This is a genomic window from Pseudomonas sp. CLCA07 (genome assembly GCF_053615335.1).
The window spans coordinates 4,138,209-4,163,576 of record NZ_CM132131.1 but is presented as its reverse complement, the minus strand read 5'-3'; the positions used below and the strand labels follow the sequence as shown (position 1 = coordinate 4,163,576).

21 protein-coding genes and 3 pseudogenes are annotated in these 25,368 nt (G+C 56.5%); 12 read left to right on the top strand and 12 right to left on the bottom strand.

Translation table 11 applies throughout. From position 1 onward, the window contains the following. Positions 1-74: 74 nt before the first annotated feature. On the bottom strand, positions 75-1,094 hold the full coding sequence (locus ACWGZX_RS19085) for a Glu/Leu/Phe/Val dehydrogenase family protein (protein WP_223516616.1): 1,020 nt from the start codon (positions 1,092-1,094) through the stop codon (positions 75-77). A gap of 183 nt (positions 1,095-1,277) precedes the next feature. Between ACWGZX_RS19085 and ACWGZX_RS19080 the strand changes: the two genes are divergently transcribed. Beyond that, positions 1,278-2,081 (top strand): SirB1 family protein, encoded by an 804-nt coding sequence (locus tag ACWGZX_RS19080; RefSeq protein ID WP_452625001.1) that lies wholly within the window; start codon positions 1,278-1,280, stop codon positions 2,079-2,081. A gap of 244 nt (positions 2,082-2,325) precedes the next feature. On the opposite strand, the gene maiA is transcribed toward ACWGZX_RS19080, so the two are convergent. From maiA to hmgA, 3 genes are read right to left on the bottom strand one after another with little or no spacing between them, the layout of a single operon-like run. Beyond that, positions 2,326-2,961: a maleylacetoacetate isomerase gene (gene maiA / locus ACWGZX_RS19075; protein WP_452625000.1), complete on the bottom strand. Its 636-nt coding sequence runs from the start codon at positions 2,959-2,961 to the stop codon at positions 2,326-2,328. 12 nt (positions 2,962-2,973) lie between these two features. Then, positions 2,974-4,278: a fumarylacetoacetase gene (gene fahA / locus ACWGZX_RS19070; protein WP_452624999.1), complete on the bottom strand. Its 1,305-nt coding sequence runs from the start codon at positions 4,276-4,278 to the stop codon at positions 2,974-2,976. Between the two features lie 3 nt (positions 4,279-4,281). Next, positions 4,282-5,586 (bottom strand): homogentisate 1,2-dioxygenase, encoded by a 1,305-nt coding sequence (hmgA, locus tag ACWGZX_RS19065; protein ID WP_452624998.1) that lies wholly within the window; start codon positions 5,584-5,586, stop codon positions 4,282-4,284. A 164-nt stretch (positions 5,587-5,750) separates the two neighbouring features. On the opposite strand from hmgA, the gene ACWGZX_RS19060 reads away from it, so the two are divergent. Beyond that, positions 5,751-6,545, top strand: a complete 795-nt coding sequence (locus ACWGZX_RS19060; protein WP_452624997.1) for an IclR family transcriptional regulator — start codon at positions 5,751-5,753, stop codon at positions 6,543-6,545. A gap of 33 nt (positions 6,546-6,578) precedes the next feature. Here ACWGZX_RS19060 and ACWGZX_RS19055 read toward each other — a convergent pair whose 3' ends face one another. The 4 genes from ACWGZX_RS19055 to ACWGZX_RS19040 form a co-directional block, all read right to left on the bottom strand. Continuing rightward, complete coding sequence (locus tag ACWGZX_RS19055) at positions 6,579-8,969, bottom strand: dermonecrotic toxin domain-containing protein (protein WP_452624996.1); 2,391 nt, start codon at positions 8,967-8,969, stop codon at positions 6,579-6,581. A 172-nt stretch (positions 8,970-9,141) separates the two neighbouring features. Continuing rightward, complete coding sequence (locus ACWGZX_RS19050) at positions 9,142-11,703, bottom strand: LuxR C-terminal-related transcriptional regulator (RefSeq protein ID WP_452624995.1); 2,562 nt, start codon at positions 11,701-11,703, stop codon at positions 9,142-9,144. Between the two features lie 140 nt (positions 11,704-11,843). Next, positions 11,844-13,211 carry a DUF1329 domain-containing protein gene (locus ACWGZX_RS19045; RefSeq protein ID WP_452624994.1) on the bottom strand — a complete coding sequence of 456 codons (1,368 nt, stop codon included), beginning with the start codon at positions 13,209-13,211 and terminating at the stop codon, positions 11,844-11,846. A gap of 23 nt (positions 13,212-13,234) precedes the next feature. Continuing rightward, entirely contained in the window at positions 13,235-15,028 is a 1,794-nt protein-coding gene (locus ACWGZX_RS19040; RefSeq protein ID WP_452624993.1) for a DUF1302 domain-containing protein, read from the bottom strand. 792 nt (positions 15,029-15,820) lie between these two features. Here ACWGZX_RS19040 and ACWGZX_RS19035 point away from each other — a divergent pair. The 8 genes and pseudogenes from ACWGZX_RS19035 (at position 15,821) to ACWGZX_RS19000 (ending at position 20,708) form a co-directional block, all read left to right on the top strand. Then, positions 15,821-17,971 carry an S-type pyocin domain-containing protein gene (locus tag ACWGZX_RS19035; RefSeq protein ID WP_452624992.1) on the top strand — a complete coding sequence of 717 codons (2,151 nt, stop codon included), beginning with the start codon at positions 15,821-15,823 and terminating at the stop codon, positions 17,969-17,971. Between the two features lies 1 nt (position 17,972). Continuing rightward, complete coding sequence (locus ACWGZX_RS19030) at positions 17,973-18,233, top strand: bacteriocin immunity protein (protein ID WP_452624991.1); 261 nt, start codon at positions 17,973-17,975, stop codon at positions 18,231-18,233. Positions 18,234-18,320: 87 nt separating this feature from the next. Beyond that, positions 18,321-18,518 (top strand): annotated as a pseudogene (locus ACWGZX_RS19025) (HNH endonuclease signature motif containing protein); the annotation flags it as partial. Beyond that, positions 18,508-18,768: a bacteriocin immunity protein gene (locus tag ACWGZX_RS19020; protein ID WP_452624990.1), complete on the top strand. Its 261-nt coding sequence runs from the start codon at positions 18,508-18,510 to the stop codon at positions 18,766-18,768. The pseudogene ACWGZX_RS19025 and the gene ACWGZX_RS19020, both read left to right, overlap by 11 nt. Positions 18,769-18,955: 187 nt before the next feature. Beyond that, positions 18,956-19,021 (top strand): annotated as a pseudogene (locus ACWGZX_RS19015) (hypothetical protein); the annotation flags it as partial. 84 nt (positions 19,022-19,105) lie between these two features. Then, a complete protein-coding gene (locus tag ACWGZX_RS19010; RefSeq protein WP_452629033.1) occupies positions 19,106-19,369 on the top strand; it encodes a bacteriocin immunity protein in 264 nt (87 codons plus the stop codon). A gap of 95 nt (positions 19,370-19,464) precedes the next feature. After that, the gene (locus tag ACWGZX_RS19005; RefSeq protein WP_452624989.1) at positions 19,465-19,734 is read left to right on the top strand and encodes a bacteriocin immunity protein; all 270 of its coding nucleotides are present in this window, start codon (positions 19,465-19,467) and stop codon (positions 19,732-19,734) included. A 206-nt stretch (positions 19,735-19,940) separates the two neighbouring features. Next, positions 19,941-20,708 (top strand): N-acetylmuramoyl-L-alanine amidase, encoded by a 768-nt coding sequence (locus tag ACWGZX_RS19000; RefSeq protein WP_452624988.1) that lies wholly within the window; start codon positions 19,941-19,943, stop codon positions 20,706-20,708. A 69-nt stretch (positions 20,709-20,777) separates the two neighbouring features. Here the strand turns inward: ACWGZX_RS19000 and ACWGZX_RS18995 are convergent, their stop codons facing one another. The 4 genes from ACWGZX_RS18995 to ACWGZX_RS18980 form a co-directional block, all read right to left on the bottom strand. Then, the gene (locus ACWGZX_RS18995; RefSeq protein ID WP_452624987.1) at positions 20,778-21,689 is read right to left on the bottom strand and encodes an SDR family oxidoreductase; all 912 of its coding nucleotides are present in this window, start codon (positions 21,687-21,689) and stop codon (positions 20,778-20,780) included. Between the two features lie 111 nt (positions 21,690-21,800). Beyond that, entirely contained in the window at positions 21,801-22,703 is a 903-nt protein-coding gene (locus tag ACWGZX_RS18990) for an alpha/beta fold hydrolase (RefSeq protein ID WP_452624986.1), read from the bottom strand. Further along, positions 22,703-23,485: a class II aldolase/adducin family protein gene (locus ACWGZX_RS18985; protein ID WP_452624985.1), complete on the bottom strand. Its 783-nt coding sequence runs from the start codon at positions 23,483-23,485 to the stop codon at positions 22,703-22,705. Before ACWGZX_RS18985 ends, ACWGZX_RS18990 begins: the two co-directional genes overlap by 1 nt. A gap of 194 nt (positions 23,486-23,679) precedes the next feature. Beyond that, positions 23,680-24,132 (bottom strand): flavodoxin, encoded by a 453-nt coding sequence (locus tag ACWGZX_RS18980; RefSeq protein WP_452624984.1) that lies wholly within the window; start codon positions 24,130-24,132, stop codon positions 23,680-23,682. A gap of 100 nt (positions 24,133-24,232) precedes the next feature. Here ACWGZX_RS18980 and ACWGZX_RS18975 point away from each other — a divergent pair. After that, positions 24,233-24,708: pseudogene (locus ACWGZX_RS18975) on the top strand (PAS domain-containing protein). 54 nt (positions 24,709-24,762) lie between these two features. Continuing rightward, positions 24,763-25,368: a hypothetical protein gene (locus tag ACWGZX_RS18970; protein WP_452624983.1), complete on the top strand. Its 606-nt coding sequence runs from the start codon at positions 24,763-24,765 to the stop codon at positions 25,366-25,368.

Here is a 25,368-nt window from a genome sequence, read left to right as displayed (position 1 = left end):
AGCAACGCCCGAATTGAATAGGCCCTGAGTCGACTGACTCAGGGCCTTTTTCATGTCAGGGATAACAGAACGACTCAGCGGTACAAGACCTTCTCTGCCAATTCGTCCGCCACCCGCGCAGGCGAACGTTTTTCCGCCTGGGCATGGGCGAAGACTTCGGTCAGGCGTGAGGCGATTTTCGACAGGTGAGCCGTGATAGTCGTGAGCTCTTCGCCGCGGTGTTTAAGCGAAACGTAGATCAGCCCGCCCGAATTGATCACGTAATCCGGCGCATACAGAATGCCCCGACGTTCCAGTTGATCGGCGACTTCCAGGTGCGTCAGTTGATTGTTCGCCGAGCCGGCCACCGCCGAGCAGCGCAGTTGCGTCACGCTGTGGCTGTTGAGCACGCCCCCCAAACCGCACGGCGCGAGGATGTCGCATGGAGTGCTGAGCAGTGCCTCGTTGGCAATCGGGTGAGCACCCAGTTGCTCCATCGCCAGTTGCACTTTGCCGTGGTCAATATCGCTGACCAGCAGTTCCGCGCCCGCCGCGTGCAGTTGTTCGGCGAGTGCATAACCGACATTGCCCAAACCTTGAATGGCCACGCGCAGGCCTTCCAGATTATCGCTACCCAGACGGGCCATCGCGGTCGCTCGAATGCCGGTGAACACGCCCATGGCGGCATGCGGCGCAGGGTCGCCCGCCGATGTGGTGCTGGTGACGTGTTGGGTCTGCTGGGCGATGCAATCCATATCGGCCACAGAAGTGCCGCTGTCGATGGCGGTGATATAGCGACCGTCGAGCTGATTAATACAGCGCCCGAAGGCTTCGAACAGCGCGGCACGATTTTCCACATGAACCGGGCGAACAATCACCGCCACGCCGCCACCCTGGGCCAGCCCGGCGAGAGCAGCCTTGTAACTCATGCCTTGCGCAAGGCGTATGGCATCCTCGACCGCCGATTCGTCGCTGGGGTAGGCAAGGTAACGACAACCGCCCAGGGCAGGCCCAAGCCGGCTGTTATGAATGGCAATGACCGCCTTCAACCCGGTGACCGAGTCGACGCTTAGATGTAGCGATTCAAGGCGAGTGCTTTGCATGAGAGCGAACATCGTGGGGCTCCCGAATCACTTCTTGTAGTCGCCAGTATAGGCTTGCGCCTAAAAATTGCAGAAGCGCACCGGAATAAGCGACGTTAATTTGCAGCCTTTCGGACATAACCTGAAACCGCATGTGTGCAGCACTGGACGAATGCCGGAGACGGGGCTAAAACGAGGCATTCGCCGGAGATTTTGATGACGCCCCGCCAATGCTTCTTCGATTGCCTGCAACGTTCACCGCCCGCGCTGTTCGAAGCGGCGCTGTGGATGGCGGCCGAGCACGATACCAAGCTGAATACCGAGGCGGTGTTGGCCGACTTCAACGGCCTGACACAGAAGGTCAGCTATGGCTTGCCGATGTTACCGGTCAGCGAACTGGCTCAGCCGTTGTTGCGGCGGATGAATGACCTGGGGTTCGCCCAGGACGACTTCACACCGCTGCGCCCACAAGTGGCCTTGCTCAATAAAGTTCTGGAACTGCGACGCGGCCAGCCGCTGTCTCTTGGGCTGATTGCGCTGGAGTTGGCCAAGCGCCTGGAAATCCCGCTGGTCGGGGTCAATTTCCCCGGGCATTTCCTGCTGCGGGTTCCGGGCGCCGACCACTTGCTCGACCCCTGTGGCGGGCGTCGGTTGTACCCCAACGACTGCCGGGAACTGCTGCAACGCCAGTACGGCCCGAACATGAAACTCAGTGCAGACCATTTACTGACGGCTGATCCGGTGCAGATGCTGCAACGCCTGTCGCGAAACCTGCGTCAACTGCACCTCTCCCACGATGACTACATCGGCGCCCTGATCGACGCCGAACGGGTGCTGGAGCTGGGCAACGCCAACGCCGCCGATTACCTGGCCAGAGCCAGCCTCTATCAGCGACTGGACTGCCCGAATGCCGAACGCTTTGACCTGGAGCATGCGCTGTTGCTCAGCGACGACCCGATCCAGCGGATTCGCCTGACTGAGCGCCTGGGGCATCTTCCACCCAACGCAATCGTCCACTGAACCCTGTGGGAGCGAGCCTGCTCGCGATGACGGCAGGACAGACATCTTTAAAGTGACAGTCAGACCGCTATCGCGAGCAGGCTCGCTCCCACATTTTGATTTCGGCATGCCCCGTATTTATGTCTGCCATCGCACCTTGTGGGAGCCGGGCTTGCCCGCGATTCAGGCGACGCGGTTTATCAGGTAAACCGCGTTATCGTTCATCGCGGGCAAGCCCGGCTCCTACAGGGTTCAGTGGTTAGCGTTATGGAGTGTCTGGCTGGTTGGCCGGGTGGGCTTTTATGAACGCAGGATGTGTGGCCGTCAGCGCCGCCACCCGGCGAATCCGTGGATACGCCTCAAGGGAGATGTTGAATCGCTCGGCCGCGTACAGCTGCGGGATCAGGTAGACATCCGCCAATCCCGGTTCGTCGCCAAAGCAATAACCGCACTCCCCGATCAACTGTTCCACCGTCGCCAGCCCCTGGCTGATCCAGTGCCCGATCCACTCGACCACTTGCGCTTCGTCATGACCCAGTTGGCGCAGCTTGTTGAGCACGCTGACGTTGTGCAGCGGATGCACGTCGCAACCAATCACCGCCGCCGCGCCGCGCTCGTGAGCGCGGGCGACGAGGTCTTTGGAGAGCAGCGGCACCTGTGGATAACGTTCTTCCAGATACTCGATGATCGCCGGCGACTGAATCAACAGATCGCCTTCATCCGTGCGCAAGGCCGGCACTCGGCCTTGCGGGTTGATGCCCAGGTACGCCGGCTGGCGGTGTTCGCCACCTGGCGGTGCAATCAGATTGACCGACAGGGCCTGGTAATCCAGGCCCTTGAGCGCCAATGCGATACGCACCCGATAAGACGAGGTCGAACGGTAGTAGGTATAGAGTTCCATCACCCAATCCTCTTAACGCGCCGGCAGTACTTTGCCGCGGCATTCACCGAAACCTATGGAGGCAAAACCCTCGCGGCTGCAACGGGCACGCAGGATGATTTCGTCGCCGTCTTCCAGGAATTTACGCACCTCGCCCGACGCCAGCTCAATCGGCTTTTTACCGCCCTCGGTGATTTCCAGCAGGCTGCCGAACTGACCGTTTTCCGGCCCCGACAAGGTGCCCGAACCGAACAGGTCGCCGGCCTGCAACTGGCAGCCGTTGACGCTGTGGTGCGCAACCATCTGCGCCACGGTCCAGTACATGTGTTGGGTATTGCTGAGCGTCAGACGATGGGCCGGCAGGTTTTGCTCGCGCAGGCCTTCGGTGAGCAGCAACACTTCCAGTTCGATGTCGAAACCGCCCGCGGCTTGATCGCGCTTGTCGAACAGGTACGGCAGCGGCTGCGGATCGCCTTCAGGGCGGGCAGGCTGGGCGCGACGGAACGGTTCCAGCGCTTCGGCGGTGACGACCCATGGCGAGATGCTGGTGATAAAACTTTTCGACAGGAATGGCCCCAATGGCTGGTATTCCCAAGCCTGAATGTCACGCGCCGACCAATCGTTCAACAAGCAGAAACCGGCGATGTGATCGGCGGCGTCACCGATGGCGATCGAGTCACCCATCTCGTTGCCCTGACCAATCCAGATGCCCAGTTCCAGTTCGTAATCCAGACGTGCGCACGGACCAAACGTCGGCTCGGTCTGACCGGCCGGCAAGGTCTGCCCTTTCGGACGGCGAACGTCGGTGCCGGACGGACGGATGGTCGAAGCGCGACCGTGGTAGCCGATGGGCACGTACTTGTAGTTCGGCAGCAGCGGGTTGTCGGGGCGGAACAGTTTGCCGACGTTTTGCGCGTGCTCGATGCCGACGTAGAAGTCGGTGTAATCGTTGATTTTTGCCGGCAGATGCATCACGCAATCAGCCGCCAATGGCAGCAGTTTTGCGCCCTGGGCTTCGATCTTGCCGTGCAGGGTGCTGCCTTCTTTGAACAGTTCGATCAAGCGCTCACGCAGGGCAACACGAGCATCGCGGCCCAGCTCGAAGAACGCATTCAACTGACCGCCACGGGTCGCTTCAACAGCGGTACGAGCGGCGCCATCGAACAGGCCCGCTTCCAGCGCCGCCTCCAGATCAAAAATATGCTCGCCAATCGCCACGCCGCTGCGCGGGGCAGAGCCGTTTACGCTGAACACACCCAAGGGCAGGTTTTGCAGCGGGAAATCGGCATGGCCATTGGCGGAGGCAACCCAGCTACGAGTGATGGTTGTCTGAGTCATGGGTTATCTCCGGGTCGGGTCGAAAGTGGCGGGCAACGTGGCCCAGCAGGCATCGTAATTAGTTTGCAGTTGCGGGCAATCCAGTGCGAAACGGCTCGGGCGTAATACCTGGCTGGTCTCGAACATGAAGGCCATGGTGTTGTCGATTTTCGCCGGTGCCAGTTCCGCGTTGATCGCCTTGGTGCAGGTTTCGCCATCAGGGCCATGAGCGCTCATGCAACTGTGCAAGGACGCACCGCCGGGCACGAAGCCTTCGGCCTTGGCGTCGTACTCGCCTTTGATCAGCCCCATGAATTCGTTCATCAGGTTGCGGTGGAACCAAGGGGGACGGAAGGTTTTCTCGGCGACCATCCAGCGTGGCGGGAAGATCACGAAATCCAGATTGGCCAGGCCATGCACACTGGTTGGCGACGTGAGGACGGTGAAAATCGACGGGTCCGGATGATCGAAACTGACCGTGCCGATGGTGTTGAAACGGCGCAGGTCATATTTGTACGGCACGTTATTGCCGTGCCAGGCGACGACGTTGAGCGGTGAATGATCCAGCTCGCAGCCCCACAACTGGCCAAGGAATTTCTGCACCAGCGTGGTCGGTTGTTTGAGGTTTTCGTAGTGCGCAACCGGCGTCAGGAAGTCTCGCGGGTTGGCCAGGCCATTGCTGCCGATCGGCCCCAGGTCTGGCAGACGCAGCGGTGCACCGTGGTTCTCGGCGATGTAACCGCGGGCTTGCGGGTCGAGCAGTTCGACGCGAAATTTCAGCCCGCGTGGCAGCACGGCGATTTCCAGCGGCGCAAGCTCCAGCACGCCGAGTTCGGTGGCGATGCGCAAACGGCCGAGCTCCGGCACCAGCAGCAATTCGCCGTCGGCGTTGAAGAACACGCGCTCCATGGAACGGTTGGCGCGGTAGCTATGGATGCTGATTCCGGCCGGTTTTTCCGCACCTGAGTTGGCGGCCATGCTCACCAGACCGTCGATGAAGTCTGTCGGCTCGGTCGGAATGTCCAACGGGTTCCAGCGCAGGCGGTTGGGGGTTACTTCACCCAAGGGGCCGCCAGCCAGTTGCCGATCCAGTTTGACGAACGCCGGGTGATTGGCCGAGGGCTGAATGCGGTACATCCAGGTACGCCGCGCTTCACTGCGGGCCATGGTGAACGCGGTGCCGGAGAACAATTCAGTGTAGAGGCCATAGGGGGCTTTTTGCGGGGAGTTCTGGCCAACGGGCAATGCGCCGGGCAACGCTTCACTGCTGAACTCGTTGCCGAAGCCAGACTGATAAGCCAGCGCTGGCGCGGTTGAATCAGGGTTCATGGAGCCTCCTGAACAGGGAGAAGGCGATGACCTGTCACTCTATTGCAGAGGTTCGGCACGCCCGGGTTATTTTTATCGTAATTTGATTACGCATAACGTAATTTGATTGGTATTGACCGTCAAGCTATAAAGATGCCCATTCGTCCCGGGATCAGACTGCCTCCATGGAAACGCCGCGCAACAACGACAAGCAAAAAGTCCGCTCGGCCGAGGTCGGCACCGACATTCTCAAGGCCTTGGCCGAGTTGTCGCCCTCGACCTCGCTTTCGCGCCTGGCTGAACACGTGCAGATGCCGGCGAGCAAGGTTCACCGCTATTTGCAGGCGCTGATCGCCAGCGGATTTGCCGAACAAAACACCGCCACCAACCACTACGGCCTGGGCCGTGAAGCATTGCGCGTGGGGCTGGCGGCACTCAACAGTATGGACGTGCTGAAAGTCGGCGCCCTGCCCTTGGCCGAGCTGCGCGATGAACTGAACGAAACCTGCTTTCTGGCGGTGTGGGGCAATCAGGGTGCGACCGTGGTGCACATCGAACCCGCCGTGCGCGCGGTGACGGTGGTGACGCAATTGGGGTCGGTGTTGCCGTTGCTCAGTTCATCTACCGGGCTGGTGTTCGGTGCTTTTCTGCCGAAACGGGAAACCGTCGACTTGCGCGCGCAGGAACTGCAAACCGGCAGCCTCCATGCTCTGGCGGATGACCAGACATACTCGGCATTGTGCGAACAGATTCGCGAACGCGGCCTGCACCATGTGCATGGTTTGCTGATGCCCGGGGTCGATGCATTGTCGGCACCGGTCTTCAACGCCATCGGGAACGTGGCAGCGGTCATGACCATTGTCGGCCCGGCCTCATTGTTTCACGCCGACGAGAACGGCCCGGCGGCGCAGCGTTTGCTGACGGCGACACGGGCCGTGAGTTGGCGGATGGGGTATCAGGCCGATGATGTCAGTCGCTGAGCCCGGCAGGACATCGGCGATCAGCCATTGCCATTAGCGGATGGTGGTTTTACTGGTGATGCTCTCAGGGTCGTCGAGAACTTCCTGAATGACCTCCAGCGCCCGCTCATGTAATCGGGGCTGCCCGGATATTTCAGCAAACAGTTTTTCCACGGTGTACACATCCCCCAGCAATCCGATCAGGCTTTTCTGCACTGCAGTAGCACCCGACTTTCCCAGACCTGCCTTGCCCAAGGCCGCCAACTCAATCACCGCCTTCACGAAATGACTCAGGGCTTTGGACCGATTACCCTCGGTATAGGCGTGAACGCCTTGCACCAGATTCTGAGCCAGCAAGGCGACACTCAATGCGATACCGACGGGGGCGTAGACAATGGCAATGACGCTCACCGCCGATACGACGGCGTTGTACACCAGGCCGGTGATAATCTCTTCAAGGCTTTGCGTCTTTTCGTCGACATCAGAAATGACCTTGGTCACCACGTCGTAATAGCACCAGTACAAATCCGTGATCCGACTGTTACGCTCCAGTGTCGGCACCTCGGTGAAGTTGGCAACCTCCTCTAGATCCGTCAGATAAGTACCGACCTGCGGCTGGTACTTCCCATATACCCGATCGTAAAAATAGTCACCAAGGCCGCGGGTTTTCACCGCGCTCACGAAGTCCTTGAACGGCCGTAGTTCGCAGCCGTCCGGTGCATCCGGCGTATACAGATATTCCTCGATCTTCCCGTCAACATGCACCCTGAAGACAAACACCCCGACGACTAAACGTCCCTTCAGATGAAGTTTGTACAGCGCACTGTGGCGCACCTGGTCAGGCGCCTCGCCCACCGGGCTGGTCGCTTGCGGATGATTGAACGCCTCAACAACCTTCAAAAGTTCATCGACGTGTTGCTTCACCAACCGACCGGTAAACAGCGCCTGCGTGACTGCCACGCGCATCTGGCGCTGCATGATCCCCTTGTATAACTGCTGCTTGTAGTAGCCATTGGAGCGGTCGATGTAGGTTGCACGCAACATGTCGATGTACTTCTCGCCCGGACGCAGCGTTCTCGACCATCCAGCAACGTGGTGAATGGAGAGTTGGTTGATGGGTGGATGGTCCGTCGCCACCGTGAAACGCGGGTAGCCGTCTCTATCGGCGTTATCAGAGTAAAAATGCACTTCGTCGGCAATCAGCCGGGTCAGTGTCATCTGTTGGCCACGTTCGATTTCCACAAAAATCCGGTCAGGGTTGACAGCAACTTGTTCACCTCTGGACAAGAGCACTTCTTCAATCTGTCGTTTGATCAGCTGGTGGCAAAAACGCTCGTAGCTGACAAATCCGCCCTCTCGCACTTCAATTGTTTTCAGTGCCCGAAGTTCGCAAGTCATCCGGGTAAAGTTCTGGCGCTGCTGATTTGTAGCGGTGCGATAACCATAGGGCGTGTGGTGTTCTTCTTGAGCCACCAGCCAGGCCCGATGGTTATAAACAAGGGTATTCAGTACTTCTGCCCCCGTGTAAGGGGTCGGCGCGAGTGCCACACCTCGCCATAGATTTGGCAGATTGACCTGTTTCAGATAACCGCCGATTGCCTCGCGATCCAATGCGTGGGAGCGCCATAACAAGTAGTCTCGCCCCTCGGAAGTTTCCGTCCAACCGCCAATTTCGAAGCTCAGTTGCCGTAGCGTCGATAACTTGTACCAGTCCTGCCCGCCAGGCGATTGCGGAGCATACAGAAGCCAGTCGTCTTGGCTGGGGCTGCGGCTGGCGATGGCAACCAGCCCCAGGAGTGGTCGAGTATCATCACGCAACTGCAGTGGCGCGATGATCAAACTCGCATCCCCGTCCACAGCACGTTGAACCCGTTGAAGACTGGTGTCGTCGAGATGCCCCTGGAGCTTCGCGGCAAATGCACTCAACTGCAATTGATCCCGGGTGATGCTGTTCATGGCGGTGAGCACCGCGCTGCGCTGGAACAGATCCCGGAATGCAGCGCCGTAGGCGGCGCGCACGTCCTCGGTCAATAAATGCTCCAGCCATTGCTGGTTCAATCCGAGAGGAAGGTCTTCACCTTCAAATGTGATGCTTCCCCGCACACCTTCCTCGTGCAGGCCGCACAGGAGCATATCCGTCAGGGACCGTTTGTCCTCCTGCATGACCCGACGCCCGGCCGCATCGAAGATATAACGGCTGGTAGTTATCAGATTGTCGGGGTCCAGCGTGCTGCCAAATTCCAGCTGCAGCAACTGACTGGCAATACTTTTTGCGTAGGTCTGCAGACTGCTGTGTGTTCCCAGTTGTTTATCCAGTTCGGCCTGACTTGCAATCAACTGTTGTTCCAGTTCAACATAATTAAGTTGCTCGCTAACATCGGCACGCTCAAGCCACTGCGGACGACTGCCAATACTAACGGGTATGTATTTGTTCATGACGTTCATATTGCTGCCCTTGGTTAATAAAAATGACGGAACGAAAAAGTCGCCCCGCCTAAATTAGCCCAAGACCAAAAAACACCAAAGCCACTAAGCAATACCAACTATTTACAATTCAAACCACATGTAAAAATCCAGATTTTGAACATCAAGCCAGGGACTTGGTTGACCGCCTAAATTAATCCCACAAGCCCAACAACTTCGCCTTCGCCACCGCTTGCGTCCTGCGTTCAACCCGTAACTTTCCATGTATGCGCCGGCTGTGGGTTTTAACGGTATGTAACGATATAAACAGTGCATCGGCAATTTCTTGATTGGAATGACCAAGCGCAATCAGCTTTAAAACTTGCAGCTCACGCTGACTTAATGTTTCCGTTGCATCCGCACGACCGCAAAGTTCATTGCAAGACAACAGCGAAGTCTGCTCATCGTGCAACCACAAGGGCTGACGCAGGTTTAACTCATTTAACGCCTGGAATGCTTGATACCGGGCCACGTTGCGTACGCCCTCCTGCAACACGTCACTGGCCTTCGTGGTTTGACCGCCAAGCCAAAACACTTCGGCCAAAGCCAGTTCTAATTCGGTAGCGAGCGCCCACATTCCGCGCGTCTGCGCTTGTTTCATCAATGATTCAACCTGTGCTGCTGCATCGATTGCATCCAGCTCTGAGCGAGTTCGGGCGAGGATCAACAAATACTCGATGCGCGGGATCAGCTCAAGTGTGGCCGGTGGCGCCTGCCGCGCCTGCGGCCCGCGATAGTGCTTGAGTACCCGGCTCAAGGCTTCGCACGCCAGTTCGGCGCGTCCCTGTTGCAACCAGAAATGGCTACTGACTTGTAGCAGCACGCCTCGATAAACCGTGTCTGGAATATGCCGTTGCTGCATCAGTCTCTCTGCGTCGCGCAGCAGGACGAACGCCTGAGCATAATCGCGCTGATTAGCCGCCACTTGTGCCAGACCAAGAAAGCCGTACAGCACGCGCTTGTCGTGGCTGCGTAAGCACTGCTGCAGACCGACCTGAAAAAATGCCTCGGCGCGTTTATCGTGCCCTTGGCACAATGCAAGCCGCCCCCGACGTAACGCGATTCGACCGAGCAATGGCACTGGTCGCTCGACTGGCTGACTCAGTAACTCATGGATGTTGGCGAGTAGGCTTTCCGCGCGCTGGGGAGCGCCACGCTGTTCAAGCAATTGCGCATGATCGAGCTCCAGGAGCCCTTCGAACACCAGCGAGTCCTGCGCACGCGCCAGGCACAACGCCTCACGATTCAACGCTTGCGCCACATCAAGCTCGCCCCGCAACAATGCCTGCTGAGTCAACCCCGACAAGCACATCACGCGCACCGTCCAGAGTTCGGGGCCGAGGTCGTTCAACGCATCGAAAAAATGTGCGCGCGAACCGTCCAACCGTCCCTGCAAATGCAGGAGCCACCCCTGTTGCGCCTGCCACCGTGCAACCAGTTGCCGCTGCAGAGTCGCCGACGGCTGCGGAGTGAATCGCGACAACTGTTCGATGCACACGGCGGCTTGTTCAAATCGCCCGGCAAACAACGAGGCCGCCGTGATCAAGCCGACCAGTTGCGGTGAGCCGAACATAAGCTCTTCGCCTTGCTGCTCATACAAACGCAATAACAGCACGACGGTCTGTTCCTCGAACAAGTGCTCGAAACTGAAGTGCTGCAACAAGCTCACGGCGACTTCGAATTCTTCAGCCAGCAATGCCTGTTCAAACGCTGCTTTCCAGTCCAGTTCAGTGGCGAACCACTGGCAGGCACGACGATGCCAGGAGCGCCCGGCAGGCCATTGTTCATCGCGCATCAATTGCGTAAGCGGCGGGAAAATCTGTAGCCAGTCGGTCGAATCTTGCCAAGGTTCGATAAAGCACCCCAGTTCCTGCAAGGTCTTGAGGCATTGCGCGCCCTCACCCGCGCCAAACAGGTGATCGCACAGCCGTGCATTGAATCGTGGCAAATGCGCGAGCACTCGCCAGACCTCGGTCAATTCCGGGGTCAGGGAGGTGAACAGTTCATGTTCAAGGTAATCGAGCAACGTGTCCGGTCGACCGTGCAGCGAGTCGTTGCGTGACCAGTCGCACTTTTGCAGCAGCGCCACACGAACCCCGGCGCACCAGCCGCCGTTGTGCTGGATGATCTTGCTGGCGACGGTGTGGGCATCGGCTGGCGTCAGGTGGTGCAACAGCGAGGCGATTTCAGCCTGATTGAAGGCCAGCGTGGAGCACTCACATTCGAACAGTTCGTCATCAAGCAACAACCGTGGCCAATTGCATTGCGGGCGACGGCGGGTCCCCAACCACCAGGTCAACATCGGGCTGCTGACGGCCAGCATGCGATCCAGCAGCAGGTCGAGTTCCGGGTTCGGTACGCGGCAATAATCGTCAAGAAACAGCCAGGTCGGCGATTGCAAACGCGCCAGCGCGCGGAGCATCGCGGTCTCCTCCGATGACGCCAGCCCCAGTGACTCCGCCAGACGCTGACGAAAGTCCTCCACGCTCATGGCGACACCCGACAGTGGCAACCAGCACACCCGGCACTGCGGCGGTGCCTGCAACAGGCAGTCGGCGAGCAGCGCCGATTTGCCACTGCCGGCGGGAGCGCAAATTAATTTCACCCGCGCGGCCGACGCCAGCAACGGCTCGCTCAAGCGATCACGCGACAGGTGATGCGAAGAAAGACGGGGCAAAAATCCAGATCGGTCCAGACACGGAGTCATGGCGGTCATTACGGCGTGCCTTTTTATAATTGTGGGGCAACCCTAGACCTGTCTAACCCGCTTGTTGAGAAGTATTCAGGACATTGATCGACAGCCATAAAAAAGGCGACCACCCGGTCGCCTTTTGTCCAGCGTCTATACCTACCGCCTTACCGGACACCCTCGGCACGCAACGCCGATGGCGTGAAGTCGGCAGCCTTGGCGACGAAGCCAAACTCGTAACTGTGTTTCTCTTCGTTCTTCATTCCAAGCGCGATGTATCGGCCGGCAATAATGTCGTAGAGCGCTTCCAGCGTATAAGCCTGAGCCTGGTGATCGTATACGTACTCAGAATGCCCCTCAGCCACTCGCCACAATTGACCGCGACCGTCGTAGTGATCCACCAGCGCTGCTTGCCAGCTGTCTTCGTCGATGTACATGTGGCGCTTGGCGTAGATGTGGCGCTCACTCGGCTTGACCGTGCCGATCACTTCCCAGACACGGTGCAGTTCATAACGGGTCAGGTCTTGATTGATGTGGCCGGCCTTGACGATGTCGTCGTATTTGAGGCTCGGCGAGTCGAGTTTGTAGCTGTTGTAGGGAATGTACATTTCCTTCTTGCCGACCAGTTTCCAGTCGTAGCGATCTGGCGCACCGGAGAACAGGTCGAAGTTGTCGGACGTGCGCAGACCATCAGATGCGGTGCCCGGTCCGTCATAGGCCACTTGCGGGGCGCGACGTACACGACGCTGCCCGGCGTTGTAGATCCACGCCAGACGCGGTTCCTTCACCTGATCGAGGGTTTCGTGCACCAGCAGCACGTTGCCCGCCAGACGCGCCGGCGCGGTGACCGACTGTTTGAAGAAGGTCAACACGTTGGCAGCTTTGTCCGCGTCCAGATCCTTCATCAGTACCGGGACGGAGATTTCTTCCTCGAAGCGGATCGGCGTGTAGCTGCCGTTCGTTTGCGGGGTCACTTGGGTGATGATGCGTTTGATGTTGCCACCGTGGTAACGGGTGATGTGGTTCCACAACACTTCGACGCCGTTCTTGGGAATCGGGAACGCGTAGTAACGTTCGCCCGTGAAACCCGCCAGGCCGTTACCGTCGTTGATGGTGGTCGTATTCAGCGCACTGCGCTTGGCCGACTCGTAAATTTCCGGCGGCACAGCCACGGTGCGGTGGGTCGGGTAAACCGGAATCCTGTAGGTTTCCGGATAGCGCTTGAACATCGCCACCTGGCCTTCTGACAACTTGTCCTTGTACTTGTCGACGGTCGCGGCGGTGATGACAAACAGCGGTTTTTCGCTGGCGAACGGGTCAGACAGGAAGCCTTTGCTGTCAACGGCGCCAGCGTTTTTCGGGATGCCGCCGGTCCAGGCGGGGATCGAGCCGTTGGCGTTGCCAGCCTTCTCGGCGCCCAGCGGCGTAAGGCTGGTACCGAGTTTGTTGGCTTCATCCGGCGAGACTGCCGCCATCACGTTGACAGCCAGCAAGCTCAGGGCCAGGGCGCCGCATTGCAGAATCATCTTACGCATTGAAATCATCCTTCTCAGCCAGATCAGAAGTTCACGCCGAAGCTCAGCGCCACGAAGTCGCGGTCTTCGAGGACGTTGAAATCACCGCCAAAGAAGTCGGTGTAACTCAGGCTCGCGGTATAGGTGTTGCGGTAGTCCGCATCGACGCCGACGCTGACCGCCTTGACGCCTTTGTTGAACAGCCCGTTGGGACCATAGCCAGCGACGTCGTGCGCCCAGGACAAGTTGGGTTTGAGGTTGATTCCGCCGATCACGTTGGCGTAGTCAAGGATTGCCCGGGCGCGGTAGCCCCAGGAGGTCGAGGTCACGAAACCTTCGGTTTCACCAGCGAAGCCGTACTGGCCGTAGACCGAGTCGCGGCCATAACGCAGTTCGCTGCGCCGCTCCAGACCACCGACGAATACCGCTGCCGCTTCACCGACCACGGTCAGTCGTTGCGCGCCCAGTACCTGGTCGAAGAACTGCGTCATGGTGCTCTGGATTTGCGTGACTTCCTTGCGGCGGTAGCCTTTGTTGTCGCCGCCAGGCGTCGTGACGATGGGCGATGCGGCACCGCCGGCAATCGGGTTAAGCAAGGCCAGGGTCAGGTCGTTGGTGTTGACCTGCACCGGAGCATTAGGGCGATAGCTGATCTCCCCGCTCCACGCGGTGCCGGTCGGTAATGTCGTAGCGAAGCTCGCGCCATACAGACGAATGTCTTCCGGGTAATCGAGGTAATACTGACCGCGACCCAGCATCACACTTTGGGCCAGACCCGCACCGCTACCCGGTGCCAGACGGTTGGCGACGGCGACCATGCCCGGCAGGCTGGCCAGTGTCGATGCGCCGGCCGTGACGGTACCCACCGTCGGTGTGCGGCTGTGGTAGTTGATGAAATACAGGCCGTACTCGGTGTCATCACCGAGCCAGCGCAAGGCCGTGCCCCACTGCCCGGAATCCCTCGCATCGCGGTCGCCGCCACGGGGAACGACTACACCTTCGCGGGTCACTAGAATCGGCTGGCCAAACGCGGCTGCCACCGGCGCCAACGGCGCAATCGCGGGGCTGCCGACGGTGTAGTTGTTGTTGCAACCATCCGCCGCTACGTCGACAGCGAAGAACGTGCCGCAGTTGTCGAGAACGGTCTGGTCCCACTCCAGTTGGTAGAACCCGTCGACCGAGAGCTGATCCGTCAGGCCTTGGGAGACGTACAGCATGTTCACCGGAATCAAGCCTTCCTTGATCTCGGCACCCGGACGACGAAACGCAGAAACGTCCACCGGGTTGATGCTGTTGATCGAGTTGCCGATGAAGGTACTTTCACCCCAGCTCACCACTTGCTTACCGGCGCGCACGCTGCCTGGAAGATCGGCGATGGCATAGTTGTGATAAACGAAGGCGTCGAGGATTTGCGAGCCTGCGGACTTCGCGCCTTCCTTGCGGCCGTGGTCGCTGATTGGCTTGAACGGGCGAGTTTCGTCCTCCAACTCGAAGTCGTACCAGTACTTGCCACGAACGAACACACCGGTGTCGCCATACTTCAGTTCGAGGTCGTGAATGCCTTTGAAGATTTTGGAAAAGGTTTCGCCTTTCGAGAAGTTCTGCCGCCCGTCATCACCGGTCGATGACTGTCCGGTCCCGCCGTTGACAATGCCCACCAAAGAATCATCGGCATCGCGCATGCCCCAACTCGCGCCGACGGACAGTGAGGAGTCAAACGTCCCCTCGATCTCCCCGATACTGAATGAAACAGCCTGCGCCTGGGCACAGCAACCCAAGGCAACCGCAGCGGCCAGCGCTTGCGGTGTGAAGATGGCGCGCATTGTTGTTTTTGTCATGCGTCTTCCCCGGTGAGTGACAGAAGGCCCCACCCTACTGCCGCAACCCGGGAGCGATAAGCGCACCAAGGAGGTATTCGCGGTGTACCTCTAAAGGATGAATGGCCAGACAGGACGCGGGTTTGCGCGGGGCATGAATGGGCTGGATGGAGGGTTATCAGTCAGATGCATGGGTGAGGTGAATGCCGACTTGTAGCAGCTGCCGAGCAACGCGAGGCTGCGTCCGGCTGCTACAGGTCATGACAACACGGGACTGTTGCCCAGACTGCAACACTGCATGTCGCGAATCGCTATTTTTCCTTTGGGCTCAGCGACTTATTCTTGCCGGGCTTTCACGGTGAACAGCCGGGCAGCACGACGTGATGGTGTGTGATCAGTCCACTCCATTGGCGACAGATTTCAGATGAATCGACGCTCTATCGATTGATCGCCCTGTGTTCACTGACGTTGATTTGTAGCTCCTGATCCAACGTCTTACTTTGGCCGCTGCGTTTGCAGCGGCCTTTTTTATGGGCGATGGTTTTGTGGCGCTGGTGATCGGGATTTTCGCTCAAGACACTCTGGCGAGATATTTCCTATAACGGGATAAGAAATCTCTCTTTATCAGAGAGACATTCGCGCCTTTGTACCTTTCACAACGAAATTCCTCTCAACTCTATATGTAATAACCCACACATCTCTCGGACCCAAATACTGAGTTTTCGTTGTAACTTTTAATGGCACGAAGCAATAACCGACTAACCGCCGACACGTTATTCCTCAGCCCCTATGCACATTCAAAAGGATATGAATATGCAAAAGCCACCCAAGCCTGGCTTTCTTGATATCGACACCCCTATTCATACGATAGGCATTGCACCCGACCACATGATTCCCGCACCACGAACATCAGACACATTGAATGTCGGCCCGCACGGCCACGGCATACCGGTTTATTACCAGAATCACAACACAATCAAAGCCACGACAAAAGCACTGGAACAGGAATATCAAATCAAGTCCATCCAACTGCCGCAAACAATTGAAATTGAACTCGCCGCCACACGACTTGAGGGTTCAACCGATCCACTTCCGCCTGTCCAATCGATTATTCGAGAATTGGACGTACGAAACAAACTTACATTACGTAAAGCCGCTGAGTTCCACAGCAAAACAGCTATTGCCCATTCATTTTATGGAGGAGATCCATTTAACCGACATATCAACGAGTTCATGAAAAAAGCGACAACCATTGAAAAGAGGCCGGTGCCAAACGGCGTCGCCATGCAGGCGCTGTTTCAGTCCATGCGGGCAGCTCACGATGCAAGGTTGCTGTCTCAAGGCCTCGAAATGCTCAGTCAGCAACACGTCAATGTGCAGAATTTTCTCACGACCGTGCAGGCCAATGAGCAAGCCCAGACATTTGCAGCAGAGCTGGCGCGCGTAAATGAAGAGGCTGCGGCAAGAGCTCGAGAGCAAACAAGACTTGCTGCACTGGAAAACGCACGGCGAGTGGCAGCGGAACAGGCTCAAGAGCAAGCGCGACTTGCCGCCTTGGAAAACGCGCGGCAAGTGGCGGAGGAACAGGCTCGGATTGCGGCGCAAGCGGCAGCACGGCAGGTCGCTGCGGAACAGGCTCTTCTAGAAGCACAAGTCGAGGTCAAACGGCAGGAAGAAAAGGCGCGCGAGGCGAAAGAGCGAGAGGAGGCTATCGCCAAAAAGCAGGTGGAAAACCTCGCAAGATTGAATGAGACGGCTGCGATGTACAAAGCGTGGGAAGCCTCCCGTGCTAGCCGGCCGTTTCCTGTATTAGGCTGGTCCGCGGCAGCGGGCCCGGTGTTCACCTTGGAAAACGGGCGCCTGGCCGCCGGCGCCGCAACTACTCAAGCAGTCAGGACAGCTCTGCAAACCTCAGTTACCACTGTGGTCACGGCAAGCACCGCAGCGGCAAGCGCGGTGATGGTTGGATTTGCCGCGCTGTTGTTTCCTTCACCGTTGGATAATGGCGAGCGCCGCCAATTGAGTGCCCGCCTGTCGAGCTTGGTGCCCGACAACGTGCATACCTGGGATCTCTCGATCACGGAATACGAGCCCGACAACCTCCACGCCTTGAGCATCCCTCTCTCGGATCTCACCACAGATATTGACGACTTGCATGCCGTTGCCCAAGCCAATGGGAAAGTCAGATTGCCGATCGCTATCGGCTCAAGAAAGGAGGGGAACTCAACTGAGTACTTTGTCGTAACTACCATTGGCACATCGGTGCCGGGCGACGTGCCGGTACGACTGGCCACTTTCGATTCAGACCTGAATGTCTACAGGTCTTACAACCCGGATGCCCCATCAATCGGCATAGCCTGGACGCCGATTGTCAAGCCTGGCGATGCGTCAACCACCCTCCCCGCAAGTGAACCGAACATAGCCGTTTATGACGGAACTGCCTTAACCGCCTTAGAAGGAAGGCTTGATGAATTTCCGGAGCTGGATCTATACAGCTTTGGCGGCTTTATTACAGTCTTCCCGACAGAGTCGGGGCTTCCTCCGATCTTCACGATGTTCAGGGATCGGCGGGATGAGCCCGGTGTAGCTAGTGGTTATGGCGACCCCGTATCGGGCATTTGGCTGGAGCCCGCTTCAAAAGGCATTGGTGCGGTGATCCCCAATCAGATTGCAGGCAAGCTTCGAGAGCAGAATTTTTCGAATTTCAGATCTTTTAGAGAGACGTTTTGGAGATCTATAGTTGAAGATCCTACATTGGCTAAACAGTTCACTACCCAAAACATTCAACAAATGAAAAAAGGAAGAGCCCCTTTCTCGCATAAAAAGGACTGGGTAGGAGGTAAAATAAAATTCGAACTACATCATCTCCATTCTGTTTCCGACGGTGGCGATGTCTACGATTTTGACAACATACGAGTCGTCACTCCAAAACTACATACCGAGCTTCACAAAGGAGGAAACTAATATGAGCAAGCTTAATATTTCCGACTATACCGAAACGGCGTTTCTCGAGTTTTTAAACAAAATTTGCCGCTCTGAATACACTACGGAAAAAGAACTAATACGCGCAGTACTCTTGTTTGATGAGTTGACAGAGCATCCAGACGGAGCTGACTTAATTTACTACGCAGAGTCAGACGAAGATTCCACACCCGAAGCTATCATTGAAAAAGTAAAAGCGTGGCGAGCTGCGAACGGAAAGCCAGGCTTTAAAATAGAAGAATAGAGATAAAACTGTGGAGCCGGCAGACGTGCTTGGCTCCACTTTCCGGTATGTCACCTCCTAAAGCGACAATCTAGAGTCGTCAAAAAGAAACCTATTCAAATGGGACTGTCACCAACCACGCCCCCATCCGAGCAAGTGGGTAAACGGCAAAAGTATGAAATTCACCACATCAAGCCAATCAGCGAGGGTGGCTCGGTCTACGACCTAGACAATCTTCAAGTACTGACACCAAAGCAGCACATTGAAACCCACTCCAAAAAAGGAGACAAACAAGATGAACTTTAAAAACAAATTTGAAGAATATACAGAATCTGAATATATAAGCCTTATAAACCGATTAGTTATAGGCGATTACTCATCAGAGAAAGAACATGACGCAATTGTTGACAATATCGTAAGCACTTCAGAACATCCAAACGGAACAGGCATCCTGTATTACCCCGAACCGGGTGTCGAAGACAGCCCTGCCGGCGTATTAGCAGCTATAAAGCAATGGCGAGCCGCCAACGGAAAACCAGGCTTTAAAACAGAATAATAGAGATAAGACTGTGGAGCCAGCAGACGTGCTTGGCTCCACTTTCCGGTCTATCCTTTCAAAGCGACTGTCTGAACACCCTACGAAAAAAGATCAAACACGCGCAGTACATTTTTTTGAGGAGTTCACAGTTATCCCGACCAAGCAAAATCGAAACTGAAAAGGGTTCTCTGCAAGAGCACCTCAAGTGGATCACGTAGGGAAGAAGATAAAGTACGATCTTCATCATGTGAAACCTATCAGTGAAGATGGAGCGGTCTACGATATGGATAACATCCGGATACTAGCACCGAGACAACATATCGAAACCCACTCCAGCAAGGGGGGGAGAATTAAGATGAGCTTTAAAAATAAACTTGAAGAATACACAGAGTCCGAATACAAGAAACTGATACAGCGCTTGTTCGACGGCGACTATTCATCGGAAGGCGAACTCGATGACATTATTGAGATCATTGTAAAAACATCGGAACATCCCGACGGATCAGAAATTTTGTACTTTCCAGAGGAAAGTATCGAAGACAGTCCGGACGGTGTTTTGAGCGTGATTAAGCTATGGCGAGCAGCTAACGGAAAACCAGGCTTCAAAATAGAAGAATAGAGATACGACAGCGAAGCAAGCAGACGTGCTCGGCTCCATTTCCCGGTCTATCACTCCAAAACGACAATCCTGGAGCCATAAAGGAGAAATAAAGCATGATTCTTAAAAGCAAACTTGAAAACTACACAGAATCTGAATATGCAGCCCTTATTAATCGCCTATTCCAAGGAGGGTTTTCTTCGGAAGAGGAGCATGACGCAATTGTTGACAACATCGTAAGCACTTCAGAACACCCCAACGGAACAGGCATCCTGTATTACCCCGAACCGGGTGTCGAAGACAGCCCTGCCGGCGCATTAGAAGCTATAAAGCAATGGCGAGCAGCCAACGGAAAGCCAGGTTTTAAAAAAGAAGAATATAGATAAAACAGTGGAGCAGGCAGACGTGCCTGGCCCCACTTTCAAAGTTGCCACGCCTCAACCCAGACTTCTACTGCCTACGCATTCTTCGGAAATCGACTACAGCATTCTGTAACCACGCGAACCGCCCCCGTCATTAATGTTAATTACAAGTCATTCATCCACGCCTATGCCGCGTTGACTTCAACTTAACTATTAACGAGCAAACCTTCATGAAACCTATCCTCTATAACAAATTTCATTCCACCCAGAGTTCCAACAGCTGCATACGCTTTCTGATTTTCCACTACACAGCGGGCAACTTCTCCAGTTCGGTCAATGCATTGACCGGCCCGAATGTCAGCGCACATTATCTGGTTCCCGACATCACCGATCCAAGCTACTTGAGCGCAGGCTACACCGGGCAGGAGGTCTTTAGTCTTGTCGACGAAACCAGGCGCGCCTGGCATGCAGGCGTCAGTCAGTGGGGTAACCGCAGCAATCTGAACGACACGTCTATCGGTGTCGAAATCGTTAACCTGGCAACGTTCAGCCAAGGGGTTTTCAATTTTCCGCCGTATCAGCCAGAGCAAATTGCCGCGATTGAAGAGCTGGCGCTGAACATTCTTGAACGCTATCCGGATATCAGCCCGACCCAAGTCCTGGGCCACTCTGATGTTGCGGTCGGTCGCAAGAGTGACCCAGGGCCGAAATTCCCTTGGCATGCACTTTATTTGAAAGGCGTTGGCGCCTGGTTCGACGATGCCACCCGCGACACCTATTTGCAGCAATACAACGAAACCGGCATTCCTACCCGAACCGAATTGCTGAAACTGTTCAAAACCTATGGCTATGACGTTTCAAATGCATCAACCGATCAAGGTTTCGCACAACTTGTTCGAGCCTTTCAGTTGCACTTCCGCCCTGAAAATTACGACGGGATCATGGATGCGCAAACGGCAGCGAATCTGGCGGCATTGGTTTGCAAGTATTTTCCTTGATAGCCACCGCAAACTAAAACGCTCTGAACATTAACAACCAGCAAGGTCGAGAGACCTTGCTGGCTTCGATTAAAGCGAATACTTCTGCAAATTCCCCATCATTTCCTTCAGCGCTTCAATATTGTCCTTCGGATGCGCTGCTCCCTCAAAATCACAAATCTGTTCCCACTGCGCCGCCACGTCTTCCGGTGAGAACCCCACCCGCGGATCAAACCCGGCACCCAGGCTGCGCTCCCAACGCACCTTGCCCATCCAGCCGCCGCCAACTTCAAACAACCCGGAAGTCTCTTTGCAATTTTCACTGGCCAAATACACCACCAACGGGCTGACCAGTTCCGGTTTGAGTTGCTCGAATACTTGCGGCGGGATCAGGCCTTCGGTCATGCGAGTGCCGCCGGTAGGCGCGATGGCGTTGACCAGGATGTTGTTCTTGCGGCCTTCAATGGCGAGTGTACGAGTCAGGCCGTAGAGGCCGAGTTTGGCCATACCATAGTTGGACTGGCCGAAGTTGCCGTAAATGCCCGATGTCGACGCAGTGAAGATCACGCGGCCGTAGTTTTGCTCACGCATGTGCGGCCAGGCTGCGCGGGTGACCTTGTAGGCACCTTCGACGTGGACACGGTAAACCAGATCCCAGTCGGCATCCTCCATTTTGTGGAAGGTCTTGTCGCGCAGGATCCCGGCGTTATTGACTACTACATCGATACGACCGAAAACGTCGAGCGCGTGCTGGACGATTTTATCGCCGTCAGTGACGGAATCGTGGTTGGCCTCGGCAGTCCCGCCGGCCTCGCGAATTTCTGCCACTACGCGGTCTGCTGCCGACGCGTTGGCGCCCTCACCTTGCGCTGAGCCGCCGAGATCGTTGACCAGTACTTTGGCGCCCTGTTTGGCGAACAGCAGCGCATGTGCCCGACCCAGGCCGCCGCCTGCACCAGTGACGATCACGACTTTATCTTCGAAGCGCACAGACTCATTCATGGGGGAACTCCAGCAGGCCAATGGACGATAAACCCGAGTGTCGGGCACGGCGCTGCTGGTCACAATGAACAAGGGTCGGGCTGAATGGTGCCCGATAAGGCTGGGGGATAATCAGGAACAGGCGGCCCTGCGCGGGGGTAATGCCTGCCGATCACGGAACTCCAGATAGTGCTTGAGTACCTGCCCCGGCGCTTCGATCTGGGGGTAATGGCCAATTTCGGCCAGCAGGATCGTGTCCGGATTGGGGATCAGTTCGCGATAGCGCGCGACCATGTGTGCACCGGAAATCGGATCGACCTCGCCATCAATGACGCGCAGCGGCACTTCACCGCGCTGCATGGCGCCGACCCAACGCTCGCGCTGGACACGCCGCTCTGGAATATACGTGATGAGCCTGTGCATGATTCGCTGGCCTTGATTGCTGTCGATCAGCCCCCAGAAATCATCCATCTCACTTTCGGTCGGCCGGGTCATCCGACCGAAAATCTGCCGAAAACTCCTCACCAGCGCGTCACGGGTGAACGCACGGCCAATCATCCAGCCCAAGGGGCTGAGCAACAATTTTTGCGCCAGTAGCGGACGATGGGTTTCCGGAAACAGGCCACCGTTGAGGAACACACAACTGGCGATGTGAATGCAGGTTTCGTAATGTCGGGCCAACAGCTCCTGCGCCACGCTGTCGCCATAATCGTGGGCCAATACGTGCACCGGTTGCGTGACACTCAAATGCGCCAGCAACGCCTGTTGCAAGTCGGCCTGTTCGATCAGGCTGTATTCATGGTTCACCGGTTTGGCCGAGTCGCCGAAGCCGAGCATGTCGCAAGCAATTACCCGATAGCGCTGCGCCAGTGGTTGCCACAGGTAATGCCAATCCCAACTGGCGGTCGGAAAGCCGTGGATGAGCAACAGCGGCTCACCCTGCCCGGCCGTCCAATAGCGGATAGTCTGGCCATGGAATACAAACGTCTGGCCGCGTTTGCGCCAGACACACAGGGGGATCTCGGCGAGTGGCATTAGAGTTTATAACCCGGGTTTTGTTGATCGAGTTTACGTAGCAGCGCTGGCCAGGCCAACGCGCCACCCATCCCTTGAGTACTTTTGGTCACGCCGGCGATCATCGCCTTGGCGCCCGCTAGAATCTGCGGTTCGATGGCGATCAGTTCGGCGCCGCCGTTCTGTGCCATCACCTGGATATCGCAGGCGCGCTGGAAGGTAAACATCATCAGGAACGTATCGGCGATGGTGCTGCCACAGGTCAGCAAACCGTGGTTGTGCAGCATCAGGAAATTGTTTTCACCGAGGTCGGCTTGCAGACGCGCCTTCTCTTCATGATTCAGCGCAACGCCTTCATACGCGTGGTAAGCCAGGCTGGACAGGACAAACAAGGATTGCTGGCTGATCGGCAGAACGCCCTGCTTTTGCGCCGACACCGCAACGCCGGCAGCGGTGTGGGTGTGCAACACGCAGACCACATCGTGGCGAACTTCATGCACGGCGCTGTGAATGGTGTAACCCGCCGGGTTGATGTCGTATGGACTGTCCATCAACTTGTTGCCGGCCTGATCAACCTTGACCAGGCTCGACGCCGTGATCTCATGAAACATCAGCCCGAACGGGTTGATCAGAAAATCTTCGGTACCGGGCACTTTGGCCGAGATGTGCGTAAAGATCAGATCGTCCCAGCCATGCGCGGCGACCAGACGATAGCAGGCCGCCAGATCGACGCGGGTCTGCCACTCGGCGGCACTGACTTTACCTTTGACACTGTGGGGCGACTGGACGGGGGCAACATTCACGGCATGACCTCCTGTTCTTATTGTTCTGCTGTCGTCACAGCAGTCTAGTCAGCCCCCGGTCTTCGTGTAGTTGCATTGGCAGCCAGCTTGATGGCCGAGCGAGTCAGTGGCGCAATGAACCTGGATCCATGTCAAAGGACCGACGCCAATAACCATATTCAGCAGTTTCATCAGAACCATGACGAACCCGATTTTCACCGCAATTTGCTGACCAAATCTGCCAGCCAGGGCTCGGCATCGGTTTCGGGTGTCACAGTTTCGCTGGCGTCCAGGCGCAGCATGGGCAGCACTTCGCGCAGACCCAGTTCACCGAACAATTCCCGCATTTGCTCGCCGCCGCCACAGAAGGTATCTCCATAGCTCGCATCGCCCAGGCCGATGACCGCTCCCGGCAGACCGCGCCAGGCAGCGGGTAACTGATCACGAATCATCGAATACAAGGGTTGCAGGTTGTCCGGCAATTCACCCATGCCGGTGGTCGACGTCACCGCCAGAAACGCTTGCGGTTCGAAAGCCAGGACATCGGCCAGTGACGCGCGTGGGTTGTGCATTGTTTCGAAACCGGCGGTCTTCAAAATACTCGCGGCGTGACGGGCGACTTCTTCGGCCGTGCCGTATACGGAGCCGGAAAGGATGGCGACTTTCATCAATCTGATCCTGAAACTGAGTGAAAACCGGATATTAACAGCAGGACCTGCATTGTTCTTTTAGAATGCAGCACTCAATCACTGCGGAAAGGATTCTCCGATGATCAATGCTCAGCTGCTGCAAATGGTGATCAATGCTTCTAACGACGGCATCGTGATTGCCGAAAAGGAAGGCGAGCAGGACAACATCCTGATTTACGTCAACCCGGCATTCGAACGTCTGACGGGGTACACCAACGAAGAAATCCTCTATCAGGATTGCCGCTTCTTACAGGCCGGCGACCGGGATCAGGCAGCGCTTGCCACCATTCGCGAAGCGTTGGACAAAGAAGGATCCTGCCGGGAAATCATCAGGAACTACCGCAAGGACGGCACTCCCTTCTGGAATGAACTCTCGCTGTCGACGGTGAAAAACCCGAACGACGGGCAGACTTACTTCGTCGGTGTACAGAAGGACGTCACGACCCAGGTCAAAGCGCAGTTACGTGTTGTGCAACTGGAAGCCCAGTTGGCCAAGGCACACGCCGAGCTTTCTTCGCTGAAGCGACGAACGGCAAAAACAAAACGGTGAATTAATGGTCATTAACTACAATCACCAATGATTTCGTAACTATACCTTTCGAGCAAGCCATGCAGCGCGACGCACTCCTGACTCAGGACGAACTGGATTTCATCCAGACCATGCAACATAACCCACAGCTCAATGTGCGGGATGCGACGTCGAGCCTGCTCGTTAATAGTGGTTCGCAGATACGTGATTTGCTCACGCGCCTCGCGGCTCATGAGCAAGTCACCATTCAGGCCAACTTCGAAAATCAGCAAATGACCTTTCCGCTGCACCTGGTGGAAGACGAGTTTCATGCGCTGCATTTGCGTTTGGGCGTGCCAAGCATTTACGAGGACGGGCCAATGGTTCGTCCTTGGCGCCTGGCACTTGAAGAACCGGTGGCGCTGGAGAATGCCAAAGGCCAGCCAGGCACAATGTATGTGCACGAAATCTCGTTCAAAGGAGTTTTGCTGGAAGTCCGCAACAAGACCAAGCCACCCAAACACTTTGCCTTGTGGTTCAGCCCGTCAGGCTACGAACGGATTGCATTGCGCGGCACCTTTGAGCGTGAAACCGAGCAAGGTTTCTTCGCCTACGAATTGAGTCAGTCTGACAAGGACGAAACCGAGCGTCTGCGCCAGTACATCCTTCAGCAACATCGCCTGACACACCCCGCGCTGCACATCTGA

What these genes read in the sequence shown, in the direction of transcription:
- ACWGZX_RS19030 (WP_452624991.1), top strand. Translation starts at nt 17,973, where the DNA reads ATGAGCAAGCTTAATATTTCCGACTATACCGAAACGGCGTTTCTCGAG.
- ACWGZX_RS18990 (WP_452624986.1), bottom strand. Translation starts at nt 22,703, where the DNA reads ATGCCACTCGCCGAGATCCCCCTGTGTGTCTGGCGCAAACGCGGCCAG.
- ACWGZX_RS19085 (WP_223516616.1), bottom strand. Translation starts at nt 1,094, where the DNA reads ATGTTCGCTCTCATGCAAAGCACTCGCCTTGAATCGCTACATCTAAGC.
- ACWGZX_RS19080 (WP_452625001.1), top strand. Translation starts at nt 1,278, where the DNA reads ATGACGCCCCGCCAATGCTTCTTCGATTGCCTGCAACGTTCACCGCCC.
- ACWGZX_RS19000 (WP_452624988.1), top strand. Translation starts at nt 19,941, where the DNA reads ATGAAACCTATCCTCTATAACAAATTTCATTCCACCCAGAGTTCCAAC.
- ACWGZX_RS18970 (WP_452624983.1), top strand. Translation starts at nt 24,763, where the DNA reads ATGCAGCGCGACGCACTCCTGACTCAGGACGAACTGGATTTCATCCAG.
- ACWGZX_RS19045 (WP_452624994.1), bottom strand. Translation starts at nt 13,211, where the DNA reads ATGCGTAAGATGATTCTGCAATGCGGCGCCCTGGCCCTGAGCTTGCTG.
- hmgA (WP_452624998.1), bottom strand. Translation starts at nt 5,586, where the DNA reads ATGAACCCTGATTCAACCGCGCCAGCGCTGGCTTATCAGTCTGGCTTC.
- ACWGZX_RS19005 (WP_452624989.1), top strand. Translation starts at nt 19,465, where the DNA reads ATGATTCTTAAAAGCAAACTTGAAAACTACACAGAATCTGAATATGCA.
- ACWGZX_RS19040 (WP_452624993.1), bottom strand. Translation starts at nt 15,028, where the DNA reads ATGACAAAAACAACAATGCGCGCCATCTTCACACCGCAAGCGCTGGCC.
- fahA (WP_452624999.1), bottom strand. Translation starts at nt 4,278, where the DNA reads ATGACTCAGACAACCATCACTCGTAGCTGGGTTGCCTCCGCCAATGGC.
- ACWGZX_RS19055 (WP_452624996.1), bottom strand. Translation starts at nt 8,969, where the DNA reads ATGAACGTCATGAACAAATACATACCCGTTAGTATTGGCAGTCGTCCG.
- ACWGZX_RS19060 (WP_452624997.1), top strand. Translation starts at nt 5,751, where the DNA reads ATGGAAACGCCGCGCAACAACGACAAGCAAAAAGTCCGCTCGGCCGAG.
- ACWGZX_RS19050 (WP_452624995.1), bottom strand. Translation starts at nt 11,703, where the DNA reads ATGACCGCCATGACTCCGTGTCTGGACCGATCTGGATTTTTGCCCCGT.
- ACWGZX_RS19020 (WP_452624990.1), top strand. Translation starts at nt 18,508, where the DNA reads ATGAACTTTAAAAACAAATTTGAAGAATATACAGAATCTGAATATATA.
- ACWGZX_RS18995 (WP_452624987.1), bottom strand. Translation starts at nt 21,689, where the DNA reads ATGAATGAGTCTGTGCGCTTCGAAGATAAAGTCGTGATCGTCACTGGT.
- maiA (WP_452625000.1), bottom strand. Translation starts at nt 2,961, where the DNA reads ATGGAACTCTATACCTACTACCGTTCGACCTCGTCTTATCGGGTGCGT.
- ACWGZX_RS18980 (WP_452624984.1), bottom strand. Translation starts at nt 24,132, where the DNA reads ATGAAAGTCGCCATCCTTTCCGGCTCCGTATACGGCACGGCCGAAGAA.
- ACWGZX_RS19010 (WP_452629033.1), top strand. Translation starts at nt 19,106, where the DNA reads ATGAGCTTTAAAAATAAACTTGAAGAATACACAGAGTCCGAATACAAG.
- ACWGZX_RS19035 (WP_452624992.1), top strand. Translation starts at nt 15,821, where the DNA reads ATGCAAAAGCCACCCAAGCCTGGCTTTCTTGATATCGACACCCCTATT.